24 protein-coding genes and 1 tRNA gene are annotated in these 21157 nt (G+C 53.3%); 13 read left to right on the forward strand and 12 right to left on the reverse strand.

Annotation, left to right across the window (positions count from 1 at the left end; genetic code table 11):
• Positions 1-24: 24 nt before the first annotated feature.
• From B7L15_RS08045 to B7L15_RS08065, 5 genes are all read left to right on the forward strand, one after another.
• Complete coding sequence (locus B7L15_RS08045; protein ID WP_217807997.1) at positions 25-1026, forward strand: tetratricopeptide repeat protein; 1002 nt, start codon at positions 25-27, stop codon at positions 1024-1026.
• 32 nt (positions 1027-1058) lie between these two features.
• Complete coding sequence (locus B7L15_RS08050) at positions 1059-2033, forward strand: tetratricopeptide repeat protein (protein WP_217807999.1); 975 nt, start codon at positions 1059-1061, stop codon at positions 2031-2033.
• A 2-nt stretch (positions 2034-2035) separates the two neighbouring features.
• Entirely contained in the window at positions 2036-2314 is a 279-nt protein-coding gene (locus tag B7L15_RS08055; RefSeq protein WP_139839360.1) for a hypothetical protein, read from the forward strand.
• A 113-nt stretch (positions 2315-2427) separates the two neighbouring features.
• Positions 2428-3126 (forward strand): hypothetical protein, encoded by a 699-nt coding sequence (locus B7L15_RS08060; RefSeq protein WP_085918482.1) that lies wholly within the window; start codon positions 2428-2430, stop codon positions 3124-3126.
• A gap of 63 nt (positions 3127-3189) precedes the next feature.
• Entirely contained in the window at positions 3190-3735 is a 546-nt protein-coding gene (locus B7L15_RS08065) for a hypothetical protein (RefSeq protein ID WP_085918483.1), read from the forward strand.
• 224 nt (positions 3736-3959) lie between these two features.
• Here the strand turns inward: B7L15_RS08065 and B7L15_RS08075 are convergent, their stop codons facing one another.
• Positions 3960-4979: an IS30 family transposase gene (locus tag B7L15_RS08075; protein WP_085918485.1), complete on the reverse strand. Its 1020-nt coding sequence runs from the start codon at positions 4977-4979 to the stop codon at positions 3960-3962.
• 237 nt (positions 4980-5216) lie between these two features.
• Here B7L15_RS08075 and B7L15_RS08080 point away from each other — a divergent pair, with 237 nt between their 5' ends.
• Entirely contained in the window at positions 5217-5591 is a 375-nt protein-coding gene (locus B7L15_RS08080; protein ID WP_085918486.1) for a histone-like nucleoid-structuring protein, MvaT/MvaU family, read from the forward strand.
• 69 nt (positions 5592-5660) lie between these two features.
• Here B7L15_RS08080 and B7L15_RS08085 read toward each other — a convergent pair whose 3' ends face one another.
• Complete coding sequence (locus B7L15_RS08085) at positions 5661-6491, reverse strand: helix-turn-helix domain-containing protein (protein WP_085918487.1); 831 nt, start codon at positions 6489-6491, stop codon at positions 5661-5663.
• 371 nt (positions 6492-6862) lie between these two features.
• Here B7L15_RS08085 and B7L15_RS08090 point away from each other — a divergent pair, with 371 nt between their 5' ends.
• The gene (locus B7L15_RS08090; protein ID WP_085918488.1) at positions 6863-7189 is read left to right on the forward strand and encodes a hypothetical protein; all 327 of its coding nucleotides are present in this window, start codon (positions 6863-6865) and stop codon (positions 7187-7189) included.
• A 37-nt stretch (positions 7190-7226) separates the two neighbouring features.
• Here the strand turns inward: B7L15_RS08090 and B7L15_RS08095 are convergent, their stop codons facing one another.
• From B7L15_RS08095 to pilB, 6 genes are all read right to left on the reverse strand, one after another.
• Entirely contained in the window at positions 7227-8102 is an 876-nt protein-coding gene (locus B7L15_RS08095) for a DNA replication terminus site-binding protein (RefSeq protein WP_085918489.1), read from the reverse strand.
• Positions 8103-8336 carry a DNA gyrase inhibitor YacG gene (gene yacG, locus B7L15_RS08100; protein ID WP_085918490.1) on the reverse strand — a complete coding sequence of 78 codons (234 nt, stop codon included), beginning with the start codon at positions 8334-8336 and terminating at the stop codon, positions 8103-8105.
• A 62-nt stretch (positions 8337-8398) separates the two neighbouring features.
• Positions 8399-9001, reverse strand: coding sequence for a dephospho-CoA kinase (coaE, locus tag B7L15_RS08105; RefSeq protein ID WP_085918491.1), 603 nt, complete (start codon positions 8999-9001; stop codon positions 8399-8401).
• A gap of 39 nt (positions 9002-9040) precedes the next feature.
• On the reverse strand, positions 9041-9886 hold the full coding sequence (locus B7L15_RS08110) for a prepilin peptidase (protein ID WP_085918492.1): 846 nt from the start codon (positions 9884-9886) through the stop codon (positions 9041-9043).
• Positions 9887-9907: 21 nt separating this feature from the next.
• Positions 9908-11140 carry a type II secretion system F family protein gene (locus B7L15_RS08115; protein ID WP_085918493.1) on the reverse strand — a complete coding sequence of 411 codons (1233 nt, stop codon included), beginning with the start codon at positions 11138-11140 and terminating at the stop codon, positions 9908-9910.
• Between the two features lie 3 nt (positions 11141-11143).
• Entirely contained in the window at positions 11144-12901 is a 1758-nt protein-coding gene (gene pilB / locus B7L15_RS08120) for a type IV-A pilus assembly ATPase PilB (RefSeq protein WP_085918494.1), read from the reverse strand.
• 240 nt (positions 12902-13141) lie between these two features.
• Here pilB and B7L15_RS08125 point away from each other — a divergent pair, with 240 nt between their 5' ends.
• The 5 genes from B7L15_RS08125 to B7L15_RS08145 all read left to right on the forward strand — a co-directional run bounded on the left by B7L15_RS08125 (position 13142) and on the right by B7L15_RS08145 (position 15842).
• Complete coding sequence (locus tag B7L15_RS08125; RefSeq protein ID WP_085918495.1) at positions 13142-13633, forward strand: pilin; 492 nt, start codon at positions 13142-13144, stop codon at positions 13631-13633.
• 79 nt (positions 13634-13712) lie between these two features.
• Complete coding sequence (locus B7L15_RS08130; protein WP_085918496.1) at positions 13713-14210, forward strand: pilin; 498 nt, start codon at positions 13713-13715, stop codon at positions 14208-14210.
• 131 nt (positions 14211-14341) lie between these two features.
• Positions 14342-14794 carry an anti-virulence regulator CigR family protein gene (locus tag B7L15_RS08135; RefSeq protein WP_254902887.1) on the forward strand — a complete coding sequence of 151 codons (453 nt, stop codon included), beginning with the start codon at positions 14342-14344 and terminating at the stop codon, positions 14792-14794.
• A 25-nt stretch (positions 14795-14819) separates the two neighbouring features.
• A complete protein-coding gene (locus B7L15_RS08140) occupies positions 14820-15638 on the forward strand; it encodes an inositol monophosphatase family protein (RefSeq protein WP_085918497.1) in 819 nt (272 codons plus the stop codon).
• 127 nt (positions 15639-15765) lie between these two features.
• Positions 15766-15842: transfer RNA gene (locus B7L15_RS08145), tRNA-Pro, on the forward strand.
• A gap of 345 nt (positions 15843-16187) precedes the next feature.
• Here the strand turns inward: B7L15_RS08145 and B7L15_RS08150 are convergent.
• The gene (locus B7L15_RS08150) at positions 16188-17126 is read right to left on the reverse strand and encodes a LysR family transcriptional regulator (protein WP_085918653.1); all 939 of its coding nucleotides are present in this window, start codon (positions 17124-17126) and stop codon (positions 16188-16190) included.
• Between the two features lie 144 nt (positions 17127-17270).
• Here B7L15_RS08150 and B7L15_RS08155 point away from each other — a divergent pair, with 144 nt between their 5' ends.
• Positions 17271-18329: an SDR family oxidoreductase gene (locus B7L15_RS08155; protein WP_085918498.1), complete on the forward strand. Its 1059-nt coding sequence runs from the start codon at positions 17271-17273 to the stop codon at positions 18327-18329.
• A 151-nt stretch (positions 18330-18480) separates the two neighbouring features.
• Here the strand turns inward: B7L15_RS08155 and B7L15_RS08160 are convergent, their stop codons facing one another.
• From B7L15_RS08160 to B7L15_RS08170, 3 genes are all read right to left on the reverse strand, one after another.
• Positions 18481-19008 (reverse strand): HPP family protein, encoded by a 528-nt coding sequence (locus B7L15_RS08160; RefSeq protein ID WP_085918499.1) that lies wholly within the window; start codon positions 19006-19008, stop codon positions 18481-18483.
• Between the two features lie 418 nt (positions 19009-19426).
• Positions 19427-20551 (reverse strand): GGDEF domain-containing protein, encoded by a 1125-nt coding sequence (locus tag B7L15_RS08165; protein ID WP_085918500.1) that lies wholly within the window; start codon positions 20549-20551, stop codon positions 19427-19429.
• Positions 20551-21066: a hypothetical protein gene (locus tag B7L15_RS08170; protein ID WP_085918501.1), complete on the reverse strand. Its 516-nt coding sequence runs from the start codon at positions 21064-21066 to the stop codon at positions 20551-20553. Before B7L15_RS08170 ends, B7L15_RS08165 begins: the two co-directional genes overlap by 1 nt.
• Positions 21067-21157: the final 91 nt, after the last annotated feature.

A 21157-nucleotide genomic window follows, 5' to 3' on the forward strand; every position in this document is an offset into this window, starting at 1 on the left:
GACAGCCTACAAAGGAATGACATTATGCGATCAACCATCCTGGCAACGCTAGCAGGGCTAACGCTTACGGCGCTCATGCTACCTTCCGCCTGGGCGCTGGAAGACGAAGCTCAGGCCGCCAAAGAGGAAGGCATGCGACTGTGGGGCATTCACCAGTGGGAAAAGATGCAACCCCCACTTGAAATCGCAGCAGAGAGCGGTGATGTCGAGGCGATGTATTACTTGGGCGAGGCAAATAGGTTACTTAGTCGGGGCCTTTCACAAGCCGCTCTGGACTGGTACCACCAAGCCGCCCAACACGGTGACCCCCACGCTATGTTGCGACTGTTTGATGGTGGGGCCTGCGAACTGGGGGATGTATGCCCGGAAAACGGCGATGACTGGCCCCAGGCGGCATTAGAGCTGATGCTACCTAAAGCTGAGGCCGGCGATGCCGAAGCCATGGCCGCGCTTTACGATATTTATTACTACGTTAAAGAGCCCGATGAAGATGAGGCAATGAAGTGGCTACGGCGTGCCGCTGAGGCGGGCCATGTGGAGTCCATGCATTTGCTGGGTGAGATAGCCCGCAACGACGAAGAGGGTTATGCCAGCGATGCTGAACGTTTGGAAGCCGCAGAGGTGTGGTTTCGCAAAGCCGCGGAGGCGGGCTATGCGCCTGCCATGCATAATCTCTCATCTGTATTAAACCATCTAGACCAGCCCGAAGAGTCATGGAAATGGGTAAACAAAGCTTCCGATGCGGGGCATATTTACGGACGAACTTGGTTGGCCGCCTGTAATATTGAGCCTGACTGGGAAGAATTGACCCTATGTAATTCTGCCACCGATCCAGAACCAGCAAAAGGCTGGGCGATTTTTCTTGCTATCCATGAAGAAGTCCCCGGCACTTCTTCGGAACGATCACTACGAGTTTATCGCGATAGTGTCACGCCAGAACAACGCGAAAAGGGCGAAGAAATGATGGACGAGTGGCTAAATCGTGAGCCGCCGCTTTCCTATTTTCCTGAGAAATTTGGCCCCTGATGTTGTTACCAAAACGATCAACCATCCTGGCAATGCTAGCAAGTTTAACGCTCACAGCGTTTATGCTGCCTTCCGCCTTGGCGATGAATGAAGAGGCGCAGGCCGCCAAAGAGGAAGGCATGCGCCTGTGGGGCATCCATCAGTGGGAAAAAATGCAAACCCCACTTGAGATCGCAGCAGAGAGCGGTGATGTCGAGGCGATGTATTACCTAGGTGAAGCTAATCGGCTACTCAGTCGTGGCCTTTCACAAGCCGCGTTGGACTGGTATTACCAAGCCGCACAACACGGTGACCCCCACGCCATGCTGCGCCTGTTTGACGGTGGTGCTTGCGAGCTGGGGGATGTCTGCCCCGAAAACGGCGATGACTGGCCCCAGGCGGCGTTGGAACTCACCCTGCCCAAAGCCGAAGCGGGTGATCCCGACGCCATGGCTGCGCTTTACGATATTTATTACTACGTTAAAGAGCCCGATGAAGATGAGGCAATGAAGTGGCTACGGCGTGCCGCCGATGCGGGCCATGTGGAGTCCATGCATTTGCTGGGTGAAATAGCCCGCAACGACGAAGAAGGTTACACCAACGATACCGAGCGTTTGGAAGCCGCTGAGGTATGGTTTCGAAAGGCAGCAGAGGGTGGTTATGCCCCTTCTATGAATGATCTTGCGGTAGTTTTGAGCCATCTAGGTCGTCACGAAGAAGCTTGGGAGTGGATGAGCAAGGCTTCAGAAGCAGGACATATTAATGGCAGGCAATGGCAAGCATCCTGTTATATCGAGCCTGAAGCAAAAGGGCGTGAAATGTGTCAAACACAAAAGGATCCTGCTAAAGGTTGGGCCATTATGCTGGCTAGGAACGAAGAAGTGCCCGGCACGTCTTCAGAGCGAGCGTTACGAGTCTATCGGGACAGCATCACTCCCGAACAGCGCGAAGAAGGCGAGCGTATGAAAGAGGAATGGTTAAATTTTGAGCCGCCGCTGTCCTATTTCCCTGAGAAATTTGGCTACTGATTTTGTCACCAAAACGACCAAACCTACTGACCATACTGGGAGGACTGAAACTATCGGCGGTGTTGTCGCCTTTTGCCTTAGCGCTGAATGAAGAGGCACAAGCCGCCAAAGCGGAAGGCATGCGACTGTGGGGCATCCATCAGTGGGAAAAAATGCAACCCCCACTTGAGATCGCAGCAGAGATCGGTGATGAAGGGGTTATTTGTGTTCTGCTGAAGTATCGCTTCGACCAATTGCAGAGGCGGGTTTTTAACCTTCCTCTGAATCCTCAGCAGCAATAGAAGTCTTGAAAGCATGCAAGTATACATAAACAGAATCTGTGCAAGGACATGTTGAGGTGTCCATTGTTAATTAAAACCCTCTAAATATTAACAGCATCAAGGATGTGAAATAAATGAAAGCTTCGATAAAGTTTATTACCACGTTATTTCTTGTTTTACTTTTGGCAGGATGCTCAAAGGAAGAGCGTGAAGCAAGCCGTCTTTATGAGTCTTTAATGGATGATATAACGGAAATAGACGCGCTGGAAAATGACGCTTCTATCAGCGACAAACTTGCTGTTTATAGCCAAGCGAGGTACAAGCTTGAAAGAATTCGTACGCGGTATGCGGCTACGAAGAAAGGGAAAGAGATTCTCGAAAATCCTACTTTTTCGTCTGGTCAATCTGCCGAAGATATACTTTCAGAGGCGCTTTCCCTAGAGGATAGAGCATCTGAAGAGCTCTCTGAAAACCAAGTAAAACTTATTATAATTAGTGCTATTTCTACACCAGAAATTCGAAATCATCGTTTGGAAAGTCATGGAATTTCTCTGGCTAGACAAGGGAACACTGAAGAAGCAAAGGCAATCCTTCCTGATCTCCTTAACTCTCTCAGCAAAGCAATCGTCCAGCTTGAGATTGCTAAAGCATATTATCAAGAAGACGATATCGAAGCCGCCAAAAGCATCTCATTAGAAGCTCATGACAAAATTTCTCAGTATAATTTAAATGAGAATGTATGCAGTACAGTAAGCTGTGATAATGAGGAAGCAAGAAAAAGGCTTGTAGACACTGAATTACGTCGATTTAGAATTGAACTTTATTCATCATAACACCGTAAAGCATCTTGCGCTAACCACTTCCGGTTGGCGCTTAACAAGCGAGCTCTTTAAAACATGAAAGTCAAAGCCATCATTTTTTCCATATTAACGGTGTTTTTGGTATCAATATTTTTATACATGCAACCGAAAGGTCCGCCCCCGCCCCCCACTATGGTCAGTTTCATAGAAGCTGTTAAGGATCAGGATCACGAGCAAGCGACATTGTACTTGCTTTCATCTCACAATAGAGAGGTATATCGTCAGACATATTTGGAACAAAACAAATTCGATGAAAATGGTCAGTCTTACCAAATGGGTTTTGATGGTGCATGGCCATCCTATTCGGAAAATAGCCGAACTATCACTGACCCAAGAGAGTGGATCGAAGATGAAGTAATACAACTTGACTGGATGGCCAAAAACCTTCGCATTAACTGGAAGAAAATGCATTTAGAGGAATGTAAAGAAACTTATCGATCTAGACCAAAATTGACATGTGAGTATTCTAACAAGGTATGGGTTTGGTCATTCGATAAATATCACAGAACCTATGAAATGAAATTGAGTTATGATTATAAGGAAGACCGAATTATTTCATACTGGATTCACCCACAAGATTAAATTAAATAGCAAGCGCTCTATTAATCGAGCATGAACAACGTGAAGAAGGGTGAAGACATTATGGTGTTAACTATGCGACTAACTACGCTAGCTACGATGGTAGGATTAACGTTAACTACGCTGACGTCATCTTCCGCCTGGGCATTGGACGAAGAAGCGCAAGCTGCTAAAGATGAAGGTATGAGGCTCTACAATGCCGGCGGCCTCAAGTTCCAAGTGCAACACTATTGAAGCGCGCTCGGTCCGGCGACGGATTTCTTGAGTACCTCGGCGTAGACTTCCAGCGGCGTGCGCCAGTCCAGTGTCTTGCGCGGCCGTGTATTGAGTGAGTCGGCGATCTCGTCGAGCTCTTCCTGGCTGAAGACCGACAGGTCCGTGCCCTTCGGCAGGTACTGTCTCAACAGCCCGTTGGTGTTCTCATTGGAACCCCGCTGCCATGGGCTATGCGGGTCGGCAAAGTAGATCGCTGTCCCCGTCTTCTGAGTGATCTCGGCATGCTTCACCATCTCTTTGCCCTGGTCATAGGTCATGGACAGGCGTAGAGCGCGCGGCACCTCATTGAGCTTGTCGCTGAAGCCAACAGCCGCCGCTGTAGCCGTGGTGCCATCCACTTTCGCCAGGATCACTAAACGCGTCGTGCGCTCCACCAATGTACCAACGGCAGAACGATTGTTAGCGCCAATGATGAGATCCCCCTCCCAGTGGCCAGGCATCAGGCGGTCTTCAATCTCAGGTGGCCGCAGGTGGATGCTCACCAGATCAGGAATCTGTTGCCGCCTATCCTTGCCACGGCTGCGAGGGCGTCGTTTACCGTTACCCTGGCGCAAACAGGCAATCAGCTCCTTCTTGAGCGAGCCGCGCGGCATGAGGTAGAGCGCATTGTAGATGGCTTCGTGCGAGGCGTGGCGGTCAGTGTTATCAGGAAACATACGCTTCAGTGTGCGGGCTATTTGCTCTGGTGACCAGTACTTGCGCAGCAGGTAGACCACCAGCTCAAAAAGCTCACCATCGAGAGGTAACTTTGGGCAACGGCGAGGCCGACAGCGGGTCAGTCGGGCTCTATGTCCAGCGAGGCTGGCGTCATACGCCCCGTCAGGCTTGACAGTATGGCGCACCAGTTCTCGTGAAATAGTACTGGGTGCACGTCCTAACTGACGGGCGATAGCGCGAATCGAGTGGTGAGCCTGCATCAGCATGATGGCAGCTCGATCTTCAGCAGAAAGATGGCGATAACAGTGAGTCATGGCAATACCCTACCTGATAGGTTAGGTGTTGCACTTGGTCATTGAGACCGCCCTAATAAAAAGTTATTCATTGCTAAGCCAATCTTTAAAATATCTTTCGTAATTGACTAAAAATCATCTAGACTGTTGTCAGTTGGTCTTTTTACAGCAATAATGAATGCGCATTCTGAACTAATGGATACTGACAATGTCCGTTCGGTATCTTATCTGGTTTGACCTGATGTTAAAGGATTCCCCATGTCACTACTTAACGAATACATCCAAAAAGAACAGCAGCTGAAGCAGCTTCAAGAAGACCTTCAGCGACTAGAGGGTGATCAGCGCCTCAAGAGTGAACTAGAGTTCAAATCAAAGCTTGAAGCACTCATGAACGAGTTTGGTAAGCGTCCAGCCGACGTGGTCGCATTGCTTGATCCTGCCGCTGACCAGCGTGGCTCAAAGCCCGCCAGTAGTAATGCAGGCCGCCGTAAGCGTCGTTTAAAGATATATAAAAACCCTCATACAGGTGAGGTTATCGAAACGCGTGGAGGTAACCACAAGGGATTGCGTAGCTGGAAAGACGAACACGGCGATGAGACCGTTGAGTCCTGGCTTGTCCGGATGGAAGACTAAGTATCGTATCGCCAAGTCGGCATTTCCAATGGGAATGCCGACTTTATTGGTTCCCCAAAATGTATTTGCTTATTGATTCAGCGGTACCCTCAATTCCAAATAATCGGGTTTCCACAGTACCATGGGCGCCTCGCCGCTGATGTAATAGCCCTTTTGTTTATGCAAGAGTTCCAGCAGCATGCTGGTCAGCGCGTGTGAAAGTTGTGAAAATTCCTCGAAGCAGGTGCTCGCATAGTAGCGTGCCGCGATATTAATCCGGCGGTAGGGCGCAGGCAGTGGGATGCTTTTCATGTTGTGAAGTGTTTCAAGATAAAGCCCGATATCGGTACGCACCGGATGCGCAGCTTGATCGCTTAGAGCATCAATCTTTTCGCTGAGTAGATCAGGCAGCGAAACGGCTGGGGTTGAGTCTGCCAGCCTTGCTTGCAGGCTTTCCAACTGGTGGCTATGGTAAGTGCTGTCCCCGAGGCCTTGAAGCTGCTCCGGTGATTTATAGAGTCGCATGAGAACAGCCTGCCGAGCCGGTGTTTGCTTGATTCGAGTCGTGTAGCCGTAAGGCGGTATTTGCTGATGCATTACATGGCCCATAGCCTGACGGTAATGTCGCGGGGATAGTCGAAAATGTCGCAGAAAAGCTCGCGAAAAAGACGAATGGTTTTGGTAACCGCAATGCAGTGCAATTTGCGCTATATTACGGGGAGTGAGGGCGAGTAAAACCGCCGCACGCTCTAACCGACGCTTTTCTCGATAGGCACTCGGCGTTGTGTGAAAGTAATGACGGAATTGGCGTCGTACTTGTGAAGCTGAATACCCTAGATGTTGCGCAAGGTCGTCAATACTCAATGGCTTTTCAAGTGTGTCTTGCAGCCAGATTTCAGCTCGTGTCATAGCATTGAACATTATCTGGCCTCCCATGCATGAGTCTTACCGCCAGGTAGTGTATCTGGCGGTATGTGCACCCTCCCGGTGCCTTGGTGTCACGGATGAACCGCCACGTCAGTGCAACGTGGCGGCGGTTTTTTAGCCCAACGTTTATATTGCAGCCCAGTACTTACATTGCAGCGTAATATGTCAGTGGTCGCAAAATGTGCAGTGATACGTAAGTATTCTTTACTTTATGCACCGATACATAATGATGCTCTCTTTATGCTAGGAACAGCTCTCGAAGGCAAGTTTGCTTTGGCTTTTTACGCGTTTGGGCACAGTTTTTGGGGAAAATGGCCTTATAGGCAGGCGTATCTCTCAATCGAAAGGGTGTGAATGACATATCAATGAAATATCAAAAAGCTCAGAAACCGATGGACGAGCGCGACAAGCTTCGTAAATTTCGTGAATTGGATGATGCCTTTGCGCAAGCGCTACGTCAGCTAGAAGACCCAGGCAGCGCAACGGATATCCCGACTGGGCCGCCAGTGCGCTCCTTGGAGGCGCTTGAAGAGGAAGACGCCGAAAAGCAGGCTCTATTACGAGAGGAAGCGTTTCAGCAGCAATTCGAAGCATTGCTGGCGGAATACCACATGGCATCTCATGAGCTGCGCGAGTTGATCGAGGCGCTGCTGGCTTCGGGACGTTGGACGGAGGAGCAGGTGCCTGCTTGATTAACCCCGTTTTTTTAAACCTGATGTTAAAATAAGCTTAACGGTAGCGATAAACTCGCAGGCTGGGTAAGAAAACCTCGGATTCCAGTTTTTCATCGCTTCGAGTCGCCCGAGTCCGTTGCGGCTGGGGGTGAGTTGGCGGTGCCTTGATATCAGGCATTCCCAGGCGCTCATTGGGTACAAAAAGGGGCATGGAAACGTTTAACGCCCGTCGCGTGTGGCCATCCGCTAATGGGTGGCTAAAAAAGAGATTGGCCCGCATCAGCGGTGCCTGGGTTTGAACCTGGGCAAGTGGTTCTTCGCTGGGTAAGCCTGCAAGACGACGCAATTGTATTTTTATATGCGGCGCGTCAGTATCCAGTCGAAGTAGCTTTTGTTCGGCGTCTCTTACGGTGATGCGTTTAATCGAGCGTCCGCTTTGATACCAGGCAAAGCGCACTTTTGCGACTTCCGCATCGGCGATAGGCAATTGACGCCAGCATTGTTTTAAATGTAGCCGCGCTAACCCCTCTTTACGCAAGACCTGATTAACATCCGGGTGGCGAGTGGTCAGTTGTGCTTTAGTGTCACTTAACGCTTTAGGGGTGGTGCTTTTAATCTTTTGCAAACCGGCATGGAATGCGTCTTTCGCTGCATTTACATTGCGAGCAGCGTCGATAAGCGCCTCGTTGGCGACAACGATACCCAGGTAATTGCGTGTTTCCCGACCATCCTGCCCCGTCTGATGCCAGACATCAAAGAGTCCCGTTCTGAACCCGTCTGGTGAGGAATCGGCCATGGGAGACAGCATCCAGGTAGGCGGGCACTGAGTTGCGTATTGCGTTGCAAGTACGTCCAATGCTGCCATCAGATCATCAAAGCACCGTTCAAGGTGCTGCATAAGATGGTAGGCAGGGTAGTCGGATACGGTCATTTAGGAAAGCGGTGCATCGCGATCAGCCTGCGCTAGCATAGCGTCGATATCGGCTTCGTCCATGGCGTTTTCACCGGCTATTCGGTGGGATTCTTCCGCCCAGGCCCCCAGGTCGAGCTGTTGGCAGCGTTTGCTGCAAAATGGCCGGAAAGGGCTTTCGCTACTCCATGCAACGGTTCTTGAACATTGAGGGCAAGCGACTTCAAATGGGCTGTCGTTAGCAGGTTGAGACATAAAATATCCGCAGGTGTAAAACGTGATCAGTGAAAGAGACCGCCTCAAGGGCCGTCAACGGGTCACGACGATAATTGCTCGCGATAGTATTGATCAAGTCGGGCGACCTGGCGCTGCATGTGCGCCATATCACGACTGTTGTCGATGATGTCATCGGCACGGGCACAACGTTCCTCGCGCGACATCTGTGCGTCCAGAATAGCACGCACATTTGCTTCACTGACACCGTCGCGCTCAAGCGTTCGGGATAGCTGCATGTCGGTGGGAATATCGATCACCAGGGTGCGATTGACCAACGCCGCTTGGCCCGATTCGAACAGTAAAGGCGATACCAACAGCGCATAGGGGGAAGGCCCCGACTGGATGTTGTCCAACTGGGCAATAATCCGCTCGCGGATGAGCGGATGGGTGAGCTGCTCAAGCCAGCGACGTTGTTCAGGGGCTTCAAAAATAATCTCGCGCAGAGCAGCTCGGTCGAGTGCCCCATCCTGATTTATCACCCTGGGCCCAAAATGCTGACGGATAGCATCAAGTGCGGGCTCGCCGGGGGCCACGACTTCCCGCGCCACGTCATCGGCGTCGACCCACCCGATACCGCGTCCGCCAAAGGTGCGGGCGACCGTTGACTTGCCTGAGCCGATGCCTCCCGTAAGGCCAATAATCATGGTGTGTCTACCTATGGTATGTCATTCAGACTGTCAGGGTTAACTGACGATATTGAGGTACATTACTAATATGTCGTTGCCAGCGAGCAGCATTATCCATCCGGCAAGTGCTAAAAAAGGCCCGAACGGCATGGGGGTGCCCCGCGCCTGGGGTGATGATGCTTGATAGGCCAGGCCGAGAATGGCGCCTAAACCCGCAGAGAACAGCACGACCAGTGGAAGCGATAGCCAACCCAGCCAGGCACCCAATGCAGCGAGTAGCTTGAAGTCACCAAAGCCCATCCCTTCCTTGCCGGTAGTCAGCTTGAATAGCCAGTAAAAACTCCATAGGCTCATATACCCCACCACCGCACCGATAACGGCATCGGCGAGGAAAGCGGGTTGAAAAAGCCATTGATAGATCAAACCGGCCCACAGCAACGGCAGTGTCAAGATATCGGGCAGTAGCTGTACACGCCAGTCAATGACGGCCAGAGCAAGCAGCGTCAAGCAGGCCCCATAAAGCCATAGCGCCTGCCAACTGATGCCATAAAGTAGGGTAACACTGATAGCCAGGATGCCACCCGCAAGCTCTATGAGCGGGTATTGCACGCTGATCCGGGCATTGCAGTGCGCGCATCGCCCGCGCCGCTTGAACCAGCCGATCAGCGGCAGGTTATCGTGCCAGGCGATAGAAGACTCGCAGCGCGGGCACATAGAGCGTGGTTGGGCAAGGTTGAAGCGCGGCGATGGTTCTTCATCAAGCGCGAGCTGGGCACGTGCTTCCTGACGCCAATGCCGCATCAGCATAACGGGCAGACGGGTAATGACCACATTGAGAAAGCTGCCCAGGCATAACCCCAATAAAAAGACCAGTGGCCAGAAAGTGATCGACAAGTACTGCATGAAATACCTTTGCACGGCGCCTTACAGGGCCGAGCCTAAGTTAAAGATGGGTAAGTACATCGACACCACAACACCGCCGACCAGCAGGCCCAAGACCACGATAATGAGCGGTTCCATCAGCGAGGTTAAGGCATCTACCTTATTGTCGACTTCTTCTTCGTAGTAGTCCGCGACGCGGTTGAGCATGGCATCCAGCGAGCCTGCTTCTTCACCGATGCTGACCATCTGCACTGCCAGGGGCGGAAACTGATTGGTCATGCGCATGGCGAAGTGTAACTGCTGACCGGTGGCCACGTCATGGCGCGTCCGGGTGACGGCGCGTTCATAGACTCTATTGCCGGTGGCCCCGGACGCCGTGTCCAATCCTTCAACCAACGGCACGCCAGACGCAAAGGTGGTCGCCAGGGTCCGGGCAAATCGTGCCACTGCCGATTTATGCAGGATGTCACCGACGACGGGCAGGCGTAACAGGACACTGTGCGCGCGGTAAGCAACGCGGGGAGAGCGGTTAATCGCCTGTTTGAGCAGCAAGATCCCCGCGACGACGCCCCCCAATGCATATAGCCAGTAACGCTGGGCCAGGCTCGATAGGTTGACCGTCATCTGCGTCAAGGCGGGGAGTTCTGCGCCAAAGCTGTCAAACATGCTGTCAAATTCGGGCACCACCTTGATCAGCAGAAGAAGGGTGACGCCGACACCGATCAGGAGGACCGCGGAGGGGTACCACATGGCCTTCTTGACGCGGCTTTTAAGCGACTCGACTTTCTCCTTGTAAGTGGCAATGCGGTCAAGCATCTGGTCAAGTGCCCCGGACTGCTCGCCTGCTTCAACAAGGTTCACGAACAGGCGGTCAAAATGCCTGGGGTGGCGGCGCAGTGCATCGGAGAAGCTGGAACCAGCGGATACATCGCTCATCATTTGCTGGACCAGCGCTACCATTGCCGGTTTTTTGAGGCTCTCGGCGACCACCTGAAACGCCTGAAGTAGCGGAATGCCTGCCCGAATCATGGTCGCCATCTGGCGGGCAAACACCATAATATCGTGCGGACTGATACGACCACGACCGCTGAGGCCGCCTTTCTTGCGTAACCGCTTTACGTTGATTTGCTGATTGGCGAGCTCGCTGGCGACGTCTGCCTTGCTGCGACCAATTATTTCACCGCTAAGCGTGCGGTTCTGGGGCCCAGTGCCTTCCCACTTCCAGCGGTAAAGCTGAATACCCGGCTGACGACGAGCCCGAGGCGACTTGGCCATGGTTTACTCCTTGCTGATACGGTTAACTTCCTCAAGGCTCGTGATCCCTTGCATCACCTTTAAAAGACCACTTTGATGCAGACTCGGATACCCCTCACGGCGGGCCAACTGGTCAATATCCAGTGAGTTGGCATCGCGCATGACCAACTGGCGCATCGCATCGGTTATCGGCACGACTTCGTAGACACCCACACGCCCCTTGTAGCCATGGGTACACTGCTTGCAGCCGACCGGGCGAAATAGGGTAGCTTGCTGAATCTCCTGTTGGCTGAACCCTTCGCGTCTCAGTGTTTCGTGGGGAATGTCAGCCGGTTCCTTGCAGTGAGGGCAAAGCTTGCGCGCCAGGCGCTGAGCAATGATCAAACTGACCGCGCTGGCAATATTGAAGGAAGACACCCCCATATTGGACAGGCGAGTGAGGGTTTCGGCCGCCGAGTTGGTATGTACCGTTGACAGCACAAGGTGGCCGGTCTGGGCCGCCTTGATGGAGATCTCGGCGGTTTCCAGGTCGCGAATTTCGCCGACCATGACCACGTCAGGATCCTGGCGCAGGAATGCCCTTAACGCGCTGGCGAAATCCAGGCCGATTTTTGGCAGTACGTTGACCTGGTTAACGCCGGGAACCTTGATTTCCACTGGGTCTTCGGCAGTGCAGATATTACGCTCTATCTGGTTAAGGATATTGATCCCGGTATACAGCGATACGGTTTTACCGCTGCCCGTGGGGCCGGTCACCAGAATCATGCCTTGCGGCTGCGCCAGCGCCCGCTCGTAGTAACCGCGCTGGTCATCGGTGAAGCCTAACTGCTCGATGCCCAATTGCGTGGCGGTGGGGTCAAGGATCCTCAGTACGAGCTTCTCGCCATACACAGTCGGCAGTGAATTGACCCTGAAGTCGAGGGAGCGAGTGCGTGAAAGCTTGAGTTTGATCGCACCGTCCTGGGGTAGGCGGCGCTCGGAGATATCCAGCCGGGCCATGATCTTCAAGCGCGCGGCGATTCGGTTACGCATGGCGAAAGGCGGCCGTGCCACCTCGATCAGCATGCCATCAATCCGGAAGCGAACCCGGTACTGGGTTTCATAGGGCTCAAAATGGATATCCGAGGCGCCCCGGCGAACCGCATCCAGCAACAGTTTATTGACGAATTTGACGATCGGTGCGTCGTCGCTATTCTGCGGTGCTTCCTCAAGGGGAGCGTCTTCACCGGCGGCTCCCTGGACGACATTCAAGGAACTGACGGCATCGTCGATGTCGTCAAGCTCCTCCAGCATGCTGCGCTCATTCTGGGTGAGATACTGGTTTAACGCCGTGCTCAACTGATCAACAGGCGCGAGTACGCCTTCAACGCTCAGCCCGGTGGCAAATTGCAACTCATCCAGTTGGGTAAGCGTCGCCGGGAAAGGGACGGCAACAGTGAGCCGGTGACCGTGGCGTGCCAATGGCAGCACCGTCAAGTTCTGAAGGACTTTAACAGGGTACTCAGCCGCTGGTGGCAGTGACGATAACCGTACGGCGTTGAGATCAATCACCGGCAACCCATACTCCCAGCCAGCGGCAATGGCTGATTGCCTGGGATCAACCAGGCCGCTGTCAACGACATGCTGGAGCAGTGAGATATCCAAGTCGAACGCTGTCGCTTCAGCGGTAGCCGCCTGAGCCTCGGTCAGCAACCCGTGCTTGACCAGGCGTTGGGCGATACCACGCAGTCCGCCCCGGGCGGCGGCATGGCTTAAAGTGGACTCGAAATAGGGTTCGCTCATGCGTGACTCGTTGGTGAAGTGCGCTGCGGGTTACTTTTACCATACTTGGCACCACAAGGCAGTAGCGTCTCGTTAAGTCGAAAAGCTCAAGCCAGGCATCCCACTGCCGATATAACTCATACTCAAGCGTTGGTGCGATATATTGATAAAGCACAGACTGTCAGTTAGTGTCATTTTAAATTTCCCCTATCGCGATACCCTGCGGCGCCGCTGGGTAGCATTCCCCAAGGAGACGTCTCCATGCAGCATTCTGCACAACCGGCAATTCGTAACAAGAAGCAGGGTGGTTTCACGCTTATTGAGCTGATGATTGTGGTGGCCATTATCGGCGTACTGGCGTCCATTGCCGTGCCGCAGTATCAAAACTACACCGCCCGCGCTCAGGCCAGCGAGGGACTTTCGGTAACGGCCGGGGTGCGCGCTGATATAGCTGAGCAGTATTCTCTGCGGGGCCAGATGCCTAACAGAGCGGAACTAAGTCTCGATGAAGACGATGACGATTTAGAGATTTCAGGACGCTATGTCGCTAGTGTTGATTATAATAACCCCGACATAGAAGTGACGTTTGAGAATGATAGTGCTCTTGATGGTGCGGTGATGGAGATTACACCTATCGCTGATGATGGTGACGATGGAGCTGCTAACCCCGGTAATGGCTGGATATGTTCTTGGCAAGGTGATGGTGGAGATACTCAGGAAAACTGGCTACCCGCTGGCTGTCGTGCAGATTGATTTTTAAGTAAGTTAATTAATGGGGGCCTTTTGGCCCCCATCTAGATAGTGACGATCGAGTGTTCTTAGAGGGATAAAAATGAAGGGAACCCAGCAAGGCTTTACGCTGATCGAACTGATGATCGTGGTCGCCATCATCGGGGTATTGGCCTCCATCGCCATTCCGCAGTACCAGAACTATACCGCCCGCGCTCAGGTGTCCGAGGCTTTTAATCTGGCGTCTGCCTATAAAACGACCATGAGTGAGTTTTATGCAGTGAGAGGCCGCTTCCCTGATAGCAATGAGGAAGCTGGTCTGCCTGAAGATGAGGATAGAAGCGGTAATGGCGGAGAAAGCAGCGACGACAGCTATGTGGCTTACATCGGCATTTGGCCTGGCGAAGAGAACTATGCGGCTCGTGTTGTCATGGAAATGAGCGATAATGCCAATAGCGCCATTGCGGGTAAATGGGTGGTGATGGAATCAGAAGCGACAGGTGGTTCTATTCAGTGGTCTTGCCGAACGACTACTGGCGCAGGTAATGCGCTTGACGAAAAATATTTGCCGGGTTCCTGCCGTGATCAGAAAGAACTTTAGCCCCCAAGGGAGATATCAGTTGTAATGGCGTTTTCAGCATTTTAAATGTCTGTAATATGCTTGTTATTTACTCAATATCTGCGCATTGGCTAACTACACTGTAAGCTCTAAACCTAGATGTGGAGCTTACAGTGAATCTTTTCAAAATCGTGGTTCCAAGCGCACTCATAGCACTTATGCTAAGCAGTGCCGCCATAGCCCAGCCCGACCATGCCCCGGCTCACGGCGCTCGCGATAAGCAGCATCATCAGGGGCAGACTCCAAAGCGTGAGAATCGGTCTTACGATGATCGCACCGAACGGAATTATCGTGGTGACTGGCCACGTATTGAGGAGCGGTTGTTGCAGCGCCTGCTGCGTGAATACGGCGCGCCCAGAGCGGAGCCGCTTCCACCGGGTATAGAGCGCAATCTGGCACGTGGAAAGCCGCTTCCGCCAGGCATCGCCAAGCGGTTTGACGGGCCGATCGCCAACGAACTGCCTCGTTATCCCGGTTATGAGTGGCAGCGTGTGGGGTCTGATGTGGTGTTGATCGATGCGGCCACGCGCGTAGTTGTCGATATCCTGGTGGATGCACTACGCTAGGGGCTTGTCTATTAACGGAGTCGCTATGCCTGCCTATACCCTCAAAGAGCGTTTGGACATTGCCCGCTCGATTGCCGAACAGGCGGGGCAAATGATTCGTCAGGCACGCCAGGAGCAATCTTTTGGTCGGCATTACAAGGCCGGTGATGAACTGGTGACGGATGCCGACGTGGCGGTTGATCGCTTTATTAGTGATCAACTGGCATCACATTTTCCTGGCGAGACCCGTTTAAGCGAAGAACTCTCTCCCGATCAGGCATTCAACGAAAGTGCCCCACAACTATGGGTTGTCGACCCGATTGACGGCACCGTCAATTTTGCCCAGGGGCTTCGCCATGTGGCGGTCTCGATCGGTTGGATGGAGAACGGTGTGGCAAAGATCGGTGTTGTCCACGCACCGTTTCTGGAAGAAACCTTCACCGCCGCCGAGGGAGCTGGGGCTTTCTGCAATGACCAGCCCATCCAGCCAAGCGACGCAAGCGAACTGGCGCGCAGTCTTGTGGCAACGGGGTTTCCCTATCAGCGCGAGGCTCGGGAAGCTCTGTTGCCTCGCCTGGCTGCCGTATTGAGTAACTGCCGCGATATACGACGCAACGGCGCCGCCGCTCTGGATATTTGCGATGTTGCCTGTGGGCGGTTGGATGCTTACTACGAGAGCGTCTCGCCCTGGGATTTCGTCGCCGGCTGGGTTGTCGCGCGCGAGGCGGGTGCCAGTGTGGGGCATCTTTACGATGTGCCAGCTGACGTACCTGTAGATTTATATTCCCAGCATTTGCTGGTGACGACACCCGCCGTTCACTCTGCGATGGCCAGACTGTTACGCGATGCCGATAGTGACGCATAGGCTGAAACGATGAATCCGTATGGTAGACAAACACTTGAAAAGAAAGCGCAAAAAGAGCTTTTCATTTGCCGGCTAAACCGCTAGTATACGCACCGTCTTGAGGCAAGAAATTAACGCCTCGGTGAATCGGAGCGTGGCGCAGCTTGGTAGCGCGTTGCAATGGGGTTGCAAAGGTCGCAGGTTCGAATCCTGTCGCTCCGACCAAAAGTTAATACCAAAAACGGCCACTTCGCTAATACAGCGAGTGGCCGTTTTTTTGTCTTTGGTACCAGGAAAGTAAGAGGCGACAACGGCTTGCCACTTGTTATACACGACGCCGAACACTTCTCGGGCGGGAGCTTCATGCCCTGAAGGTATGGTGGCCCAGCTAAAGAACACTTGTTCTTTGGTTTACCGTGCCTTCCTTTTCTGCTGAGTGAGTGAATTTTCGCTCCTCAACACTCGCGATAATTAAACAGGTAGTTGGCGACAGCCCTGACCTGGCAAAGCAGCCGATTCTTGGGGAAGATGAGGTGGCGCTTATGAAGTTTATGCAGCCGTTTAATAAACTTAACGGTAAATCCCTTCCTGCCAACGATCCCAAGGGGGAAGTGGCGATACCACCTCGAACAGGTAATCCATAAAGGTACGCACCTTGAGCGTTTTGATTCGGCGCTCAGGTGTCAGTACGTAAAGTTCGCGGCGACCGGGCATGACCTCGCCGCGCCATCCCTCAAGCAGTGGCACCAGAGCCCCCTTGGCAAGCTCTTCGGCTATCAGCCAGGTGGGAAACATGACGAGCCCTTGACCCATTAGCGCCGCCCTTACCAGCGTCTCGGCATCATTGCTGGCGAGGCTACCGTCAAGTTCGTAGGCCACTTCGGGCGCCGCCTTGTTTTGCTGGAAATACCACCGCTGGCGACCCAGTTCGCCCTGATAGAGCAGGCAGTCGTATTCAGCGAGTGCCTCGGGTGTTTCCGGCGTTCCCTGTGTTGCCAGGTAGTCGGGTGATGCAGCCAAGACGTAGTTCATCGGTGCCACCTTCCGCGCGACCATTGATGAGTCGGACAGATCACCAACTCGAAACGTGATGTCATGCCCTTCGCGTACCGGATCGACAACACGATCGTCCAACTGCAGTTCCGCCTTGATGCCCGGAAAGCGGTCTTGAAAGCGGTGAAGCAACGGCACGATCTGGCGCTGGCCGAAGGCCACCGGTGCATTGATACGAAGCACGCCTCTGGGTTCTGCTTCTGGCTGGTTGAGTGCTTCGGTCGCCATGTCGAGGCGCTCAAGAATGTCACGCACTTCTGCATAATAGCGTTGACCTGCTTCTGTCAGTGTGACGGCACGGGTATGCCGGTAGAGCAGAGGTTGCCCCACTGATTCTTCCAGTCCCCGAATCTGCCGGGAGACTGACGACACTGCTCTGTGGAAGTGATTCGCGGCGGCGGTGAAGCTGCCGGTAGCGGCAACGCGTTCGAACACTCGCAAGGCGTTTAGGTCCAGCGCATTCAGGTTCATCAAGTTGCGTTTCCTGCAATAAAGATTTGCGATATTTTCGATTGTAGCAATTATCTCTGTCTTACAGACTGCTTTCACTAGTCTGGCTTGGTGTCAGAACTTTTATAACTCTCAAGAAGGACATCAATCATGCGTAAAGGTACTGCGCTTGTGGTAGGTGCCACGGGTATCACCGGTGGTAATCTGGCTTCTTACCTGGTGGCCAGTGGTTGGACCGTGTATGGTCTGTCGCGTCGCGCCACCCAGCAGAGCGGTGTGATTCCCATCGCCGCCGATCTGTTGGACGAACCCGCCACCGAGCAGGCGCTTGCTGGGCTACCGATTACTCACGTCTTCTACTGCACTTGGATTCGTCGCGACAACGAAAAAGCCAACGTTGAGGCCAACAGTGCGATGATGCGTAACCTGTTCGAGGCGCTCGACAGTGATAACCTGCAACACGCCTCGCTGGTGACGGGCACCAAACAGTACCTAGGCTCATTCGAGGCCTATGGTAGCGGTCGAATCGAGACCCCGTTCCGCGAATCCGAGCCACGAGTACCGGGTGACAATTTCTATTACGCGTTGGAAGATGTACTGTTCGAGGCCGCCGAGCGTCACGGCTTCGCCTGGAACGTGCACCGCCCGCACACGGTGATTGGTTATGCCCGTGGCAACGCAATGAACATGGGGACAACGATTGCCGTCTACGCCTCAATCTGTAAGGCGACCGGCAGACCGTTCGTGTTCCCAGGCTCGCAGATCCAATGGAACGCGCTAACGGACATGACCGATGCCCTTGTTCTGGCACGCCAAATGGAGTGGGCGGTGACCACGCCAGGTGCAGCGAATCAGGCCTTCAATACAGTTAATGGCGACGTCTTCCGCTGGCGTCGCATGTGGCGAGAGATCGGCGAGTACTTTGGTCTTGACGTGGCGAACTGCCCCGAGACTCCCCAGCCGTTAGACGAGCAGATGGCTGACGCGGAATCGACCTGGCGCGAGATTGCCAAAAAGCACGACTTGGTGGAGCCGGACGTCGACAAACTAGCGTCTTGGTGGCACACCGACGCTGATCTGGGCCGTGATCAGGAGTGCGTCAATGACACCACCAAGGCCCGCGACTTCGGTTTTGACCACTTCCGCGAGACACGCGGTGCCTTTTTTGACCTCTTCGATCGCCTGCGCGCCGAAAAAATCATCCCCTGAGTATGGAAAAGACGGACAAATGAGCCTGGCGCCATATGGCGCCGGGCTTTTCAATGGCCGGTTTCTCGCATGGCAGCGAACAGGGCTTCTCAGCTGAGTGTCACGATATCGCCGAACAGGTGCTGGCAATCCGATCCTGAGAAAAGGCTGTCTACCAATAGTGGGGATAGCGACGGTGGCGGGCAAGGTTGTTAACCGTAATGGCGACTGAAAGCATAATGATGCAACCAGCCCCAATAGGGAAAATCGGATATAACCAGCCTAACTGATGGACGTTTTCGCCACCCGCAACAGCTGTTAAAGCCGCGGCGGCACCCGGTGGGTGAACCGTATGGGTAAGCTGCATGACAAAAATCGATAGCGACACGGCCAGTGCCATGGCAATAGGAGACGTGCCAAGCCCTTGGTAACAAACAACGCCCACTAACGCAGACAGCATGCTGCCAACGAGTACGTGGCTTGGCTGTGCAAAGGGGCTTTCAGGTGCTGCATAGATGAGTACTGAGGTGGCACCAAAAGACCCTACAATGAGTAGTTCTTTTGAGAGCCATCCTGCGCTTAACCAGCAAATCAACGCCATACCGCTGAAGGCACCGAGCCACGACCAGAAAGCGTCTTTCCAGCCCACAAAAGAACGCTGGACAGTCCCTCCGCGCATCTTGCTTAAATAAGTCTTCATTCCACGCCCGCATGCACCAAATGAGCGCGAATGATTACAAAATGCACCGTGTTAAAGCAAATGAATAGTCGTAATGCATAGATGCAAGCGGTTCAAGATGCCTATCGAATAGCCAGGGGGCAATATTTAATCTACGGTTTGCTGCGATCTGCGGTGAGCACCTTGACGCCTCGCTCTGTCCACCACATCCAGATAATTGAAACGAGCGTGACGCTGAAACACAGCCTCCATACGGTGTTGTCGCAATGCGATAAAACCTGGCTATCCCTTTTCGCTAGGCTATCTAGGTTCAGATCCATCGTTATTCAAACCCGTAATCGCGTTGCCTGCCGATCTTGTTGTATCAATGATGGAGTGGCAGCTCTTGGGACGAACCTTTGTTCATGCTATACCGAGCAGGCAAGTCTGACGCATGACGTCAGTCGACGACAACACGATTGCGTCCCAGGGTCTTGGCTTGATAGAGGGCTCGGTCAGCACGGGAGTAAAGCTGATCGAAAGATGCATCATGATTGACGGCTGTGGCTAGCCCCAGGCTAACCGTGAGGCCAACGGGTACGCCAAGTTCTTGATGGGACAGGGTTGCCACTCGATGGCGTATCCGTTCGACGACCTCCAGCGCCCCTTCAGCGTCGGTTTCTGGCATAAGCACACAGAACTCTTCCCCGCCCAGGCGCGCCACAATATCTGCCTTGCGGACCTCGTCGAGTAGCGAGTCGGCAAAGACTTTAAGGACTTGATCGCCCGCGGGGTGGCCAAAATCGTCGTTCACGCGCTTGAAATGGTCAAGATCAAGAACAGCCATGCTCAGGGGGAGGCCACTGCGTTGTCTCTGTTCGAATAAGCGTTCGGCGAAATTGAGCACGTAACGGCGGTTGCCTAGTCCGGTGAGCTCATCCATCAGGCTTAGTCGGAGCACTTTTTTGTGCTGATGATGCAGGCGCATCAAGAGCAGCATGAGGCCGCCCACGAGGAGAAGAATAACAAGGATCAGCACGGCAATGCCTATCGCCAGACGGTCCATCACAATGCGTTGCTTGGCGGCCTCAGAATGTAAGAGGTGACTCAGCCTGCTATAGGCTTGAGCCAAATCGTTTTCAATGGCGATGCCTTGTTGAATCAAGTCATCGGGAGGCGCGCCAGCGGCTATTTCACCCAGCGTCTGACGTAGGTGGGGAATCTTCTCTTCTACGCGGCGTAAGCGGTTTAAAGAGGATCTATACTCGGCTGGTGCGAAGCGGTTTTTGCTGAGCCCGAAGCTTATACCTTCAATATGTTGCGGGATGCGCCAAAGAAGGTTGTCGAAGCGCTCTATCAGCTCGCTATCTTGTGGATCCTCGCGAAACTCGTTCAACGTGGAGCGTAGCAGGACAGTATGCAACTGCGGGCGAATGACATCGGCCACGAGCGCTGTGTAGTTCGATCCAAGTTGCTGGCGTACCTGGTACAGATAAATCCCTGCGGCGATTGCGCAAATGCCCGCTAGTAGCGTAAACCCAAGGCCGAGTTGCCAGCCCAGTGGCCGATTAAAGCGCAGATTCATTATTGCACGTAGATGTCTTTAATTGACCATACCCATGAGGTCATACTCACCGTGCCTGTCTCAACGGCATCAGCGTCCGCCGGAATGATCAACATCGTCGGGCCAAACTCATCTCTGGTCAGTGTCTTGCCGTCCAGCCTTGTGGCGAGGAGATAGCGTTTGGCATCGCGGTCTTCAGGCGTAAGGAAGGTCGTGTAATCATCATGAGCAATGAAACGTAATGTCGCCGCATTATCGATGCCTTCAGCATTGAGGAAGTCATCGAGCCAGACGCCCGCAAAGCTCCCTTCTGGTCCTTCAAAGTGTTGCAGTGATACTTCATGGAGAGATGATTGCTCAATCTGCGCACGACTGATTGAGCGGCGTTCCTCATCGCTATGCAGTGTAATAACCGGTGTGTCATCTGTTGATGGTGAAAGAGCGCTTGGTGTCACTTCGGCTGCTTGGGCGGGTGCTGCAAAGGCGGTGACCGTAAAAGCAACCGTTATGAGTATCCGTCGAATGAAAGCTAACATGCCTGAGGCTCTTAATTCTAATGATGTGTAGAACATACTCCGTCTGTATCAGGGACGTCTAGTCATACTGAGTCATTGATACCTCTACCCA

The organism is Halomonas sp. CSM-2 (genome assembly GCF_002119345.1).
Taxonomy (GTDB): Bacteria; Pseudomonadota; Gammaproteobacteria; order Pseudomonadales; family Halomonadaceae; genus Vreelandella; species Vreelandella janggokensis.

Excerpts from the sequence above, each read along its gene's own strand:
- coaE (WP_085918491.1), bottom strand. The coding sequence starts at position 9,001 with ATGATTATTGGCCTTACGGGAGGCATCGGCTCAGGCAAGTCAACGGTC.
- B7L15_RS08090 (WP_085918488.1), top strand. The coding sequence starts at position 6,863 with ATGAAATATCAAAAAGCTCAGAAACCGATGGACGAGCGCGACAAGCTT.
- B7L15_RS08160 (WP_085918499.1), bottom strand. The coding sequence starts at position 19,008 with ATGAAGACTTATTTAAGCAAGATGCGCGGAGGGACTGTCCAGCGTTCT.
- B7L15_RS08155 (WP_085918498.1), top strand. The coding sequence starts at position 17,271 with ATGCGTAAAGGTACTGCGCTTGTGGTAGGTGCCACGGGTATCACCGGT.
- B7L15_RS08095 (WP_085918489.1), bottom strand. The coding sequence starts at position 8,102 with ATGACCGTATCCGACTACCCTGCCTACCATCTTATGCAGCACCTTGAA.
- B7L15_RS08060 (WP_085918482.1), top strand. The coding sequence starts at position 2,428 with ATGAAAGCTTCGATAAAGTTTATTACCACGTTATTTCTTGTTTTACTT.
- B7L15_RS08065 (WP_085918483.1), top strand. The coding sequence starts at position 3,190 with ATGAAAGTCAAAGCCATCATTTTTTCCATATTAACGGTGTTTTTGGTA.
- yacG (WP_085918490.1), bottom strand. The coding sequence starts at position 8,336 with ATGTCTCAACCTGCTAACGACAGCCCATTTGAAGTCGCTTGCCCTCAA.
- pilB (WP_085918494.1), bottom strand. The coding sequence starts at position 12,901 with ATGAGCGAACCCTATTTCGAGTCCACTTTAAGCCATGCCGCCGCCCGG.
- B7L15_RS08110 (WP_085918492.1), bottom strand. The coding sequence starts at position 9,886 with ATGCAGTACTTGTCGATCACTTTCTGGCCACTGGTCTTTTTATTGGGG.
- B7L15_RS08140 (WP_085918497.1), top strand. The coding sequence starts at position 14,820 with ATGCCTGCCTATACCCTCAAAGAGCGTTTGGACATTGCCCGCTCGATT.
- B7L15_RS08080 (WP_085918486.1), top strand. The coding sequence starts at position 5,217 with ATGTCACTACTTAACGAATACATCCAAAAAGAACAGCAGCTGAAGCAG.
- B7L15_RS08170 (WP_085918501.1), bottom strand. The coding sequence starts at position 21,066 with ATGTTAGCTTTCATTCGACGGATACTCATAACGGTTGCTTTTACGGTC.
- B7L15_RS08125 (WP_085918495.1), top strand. The coding sequence starts at position 13,142 with ATGCAGCATTCTGCACAACCGGCAATTCGTAACAAGAAGCAGGGTGGT.
- B7L15_RS08050 (WP_217807999.1), top strand. The coding sequence starts at position 1,059 with ATGCTAGCAAGTTTAACGCTCACAGCGTTTATGCTGCCTTCCGCCTTG.
- B7L15_RS08130 (WP_085918496.1), top strand. The coding sequence starts at position 13,713 with ATGAAGGGAACCCAGCAAGGCTTTACGCTGATCGAACTGATGATCGTG.
- B7L15_RS08115 (WP_085918493.1), bottom strand. The coding sequence starts at position 11,140 with ATGGCCAAGTCGCCTCGGGCTCGTCGTCAGCCGGGTATTCAGCTTTAC.
- B7L15_RS08085 (WP_085918487.1), bottom strand. The coding sequence starts at position 6,491 with ATGTTCAATGCTATGACACGAGCTGAAATCTGGCTGCAAGACACACTT.
- B7L15_RS08075 (WP_085918485.1), bottom strand. The coding sequence starts at position 4,979 with ATGACTCACTGTTATCGCCATCTTTCTGCTGAAGATCGAGCTGCCATC.
- B7L15_RS08045 (WP_217807997.1), top strand. The coding sequence starts at position 25 with ATGCGATCAACCATCCTGGCAACGCTAGCAGGGCTAACGCTTACGGCG.
- B7L15_RS08165 (WP_085918500.1), bottom strand. The coding sequence starts at position 20,551 with ATGAATCTGCGCTTTAATCGGCCACTGGGCTGGCAACTCGGCCTTGGG.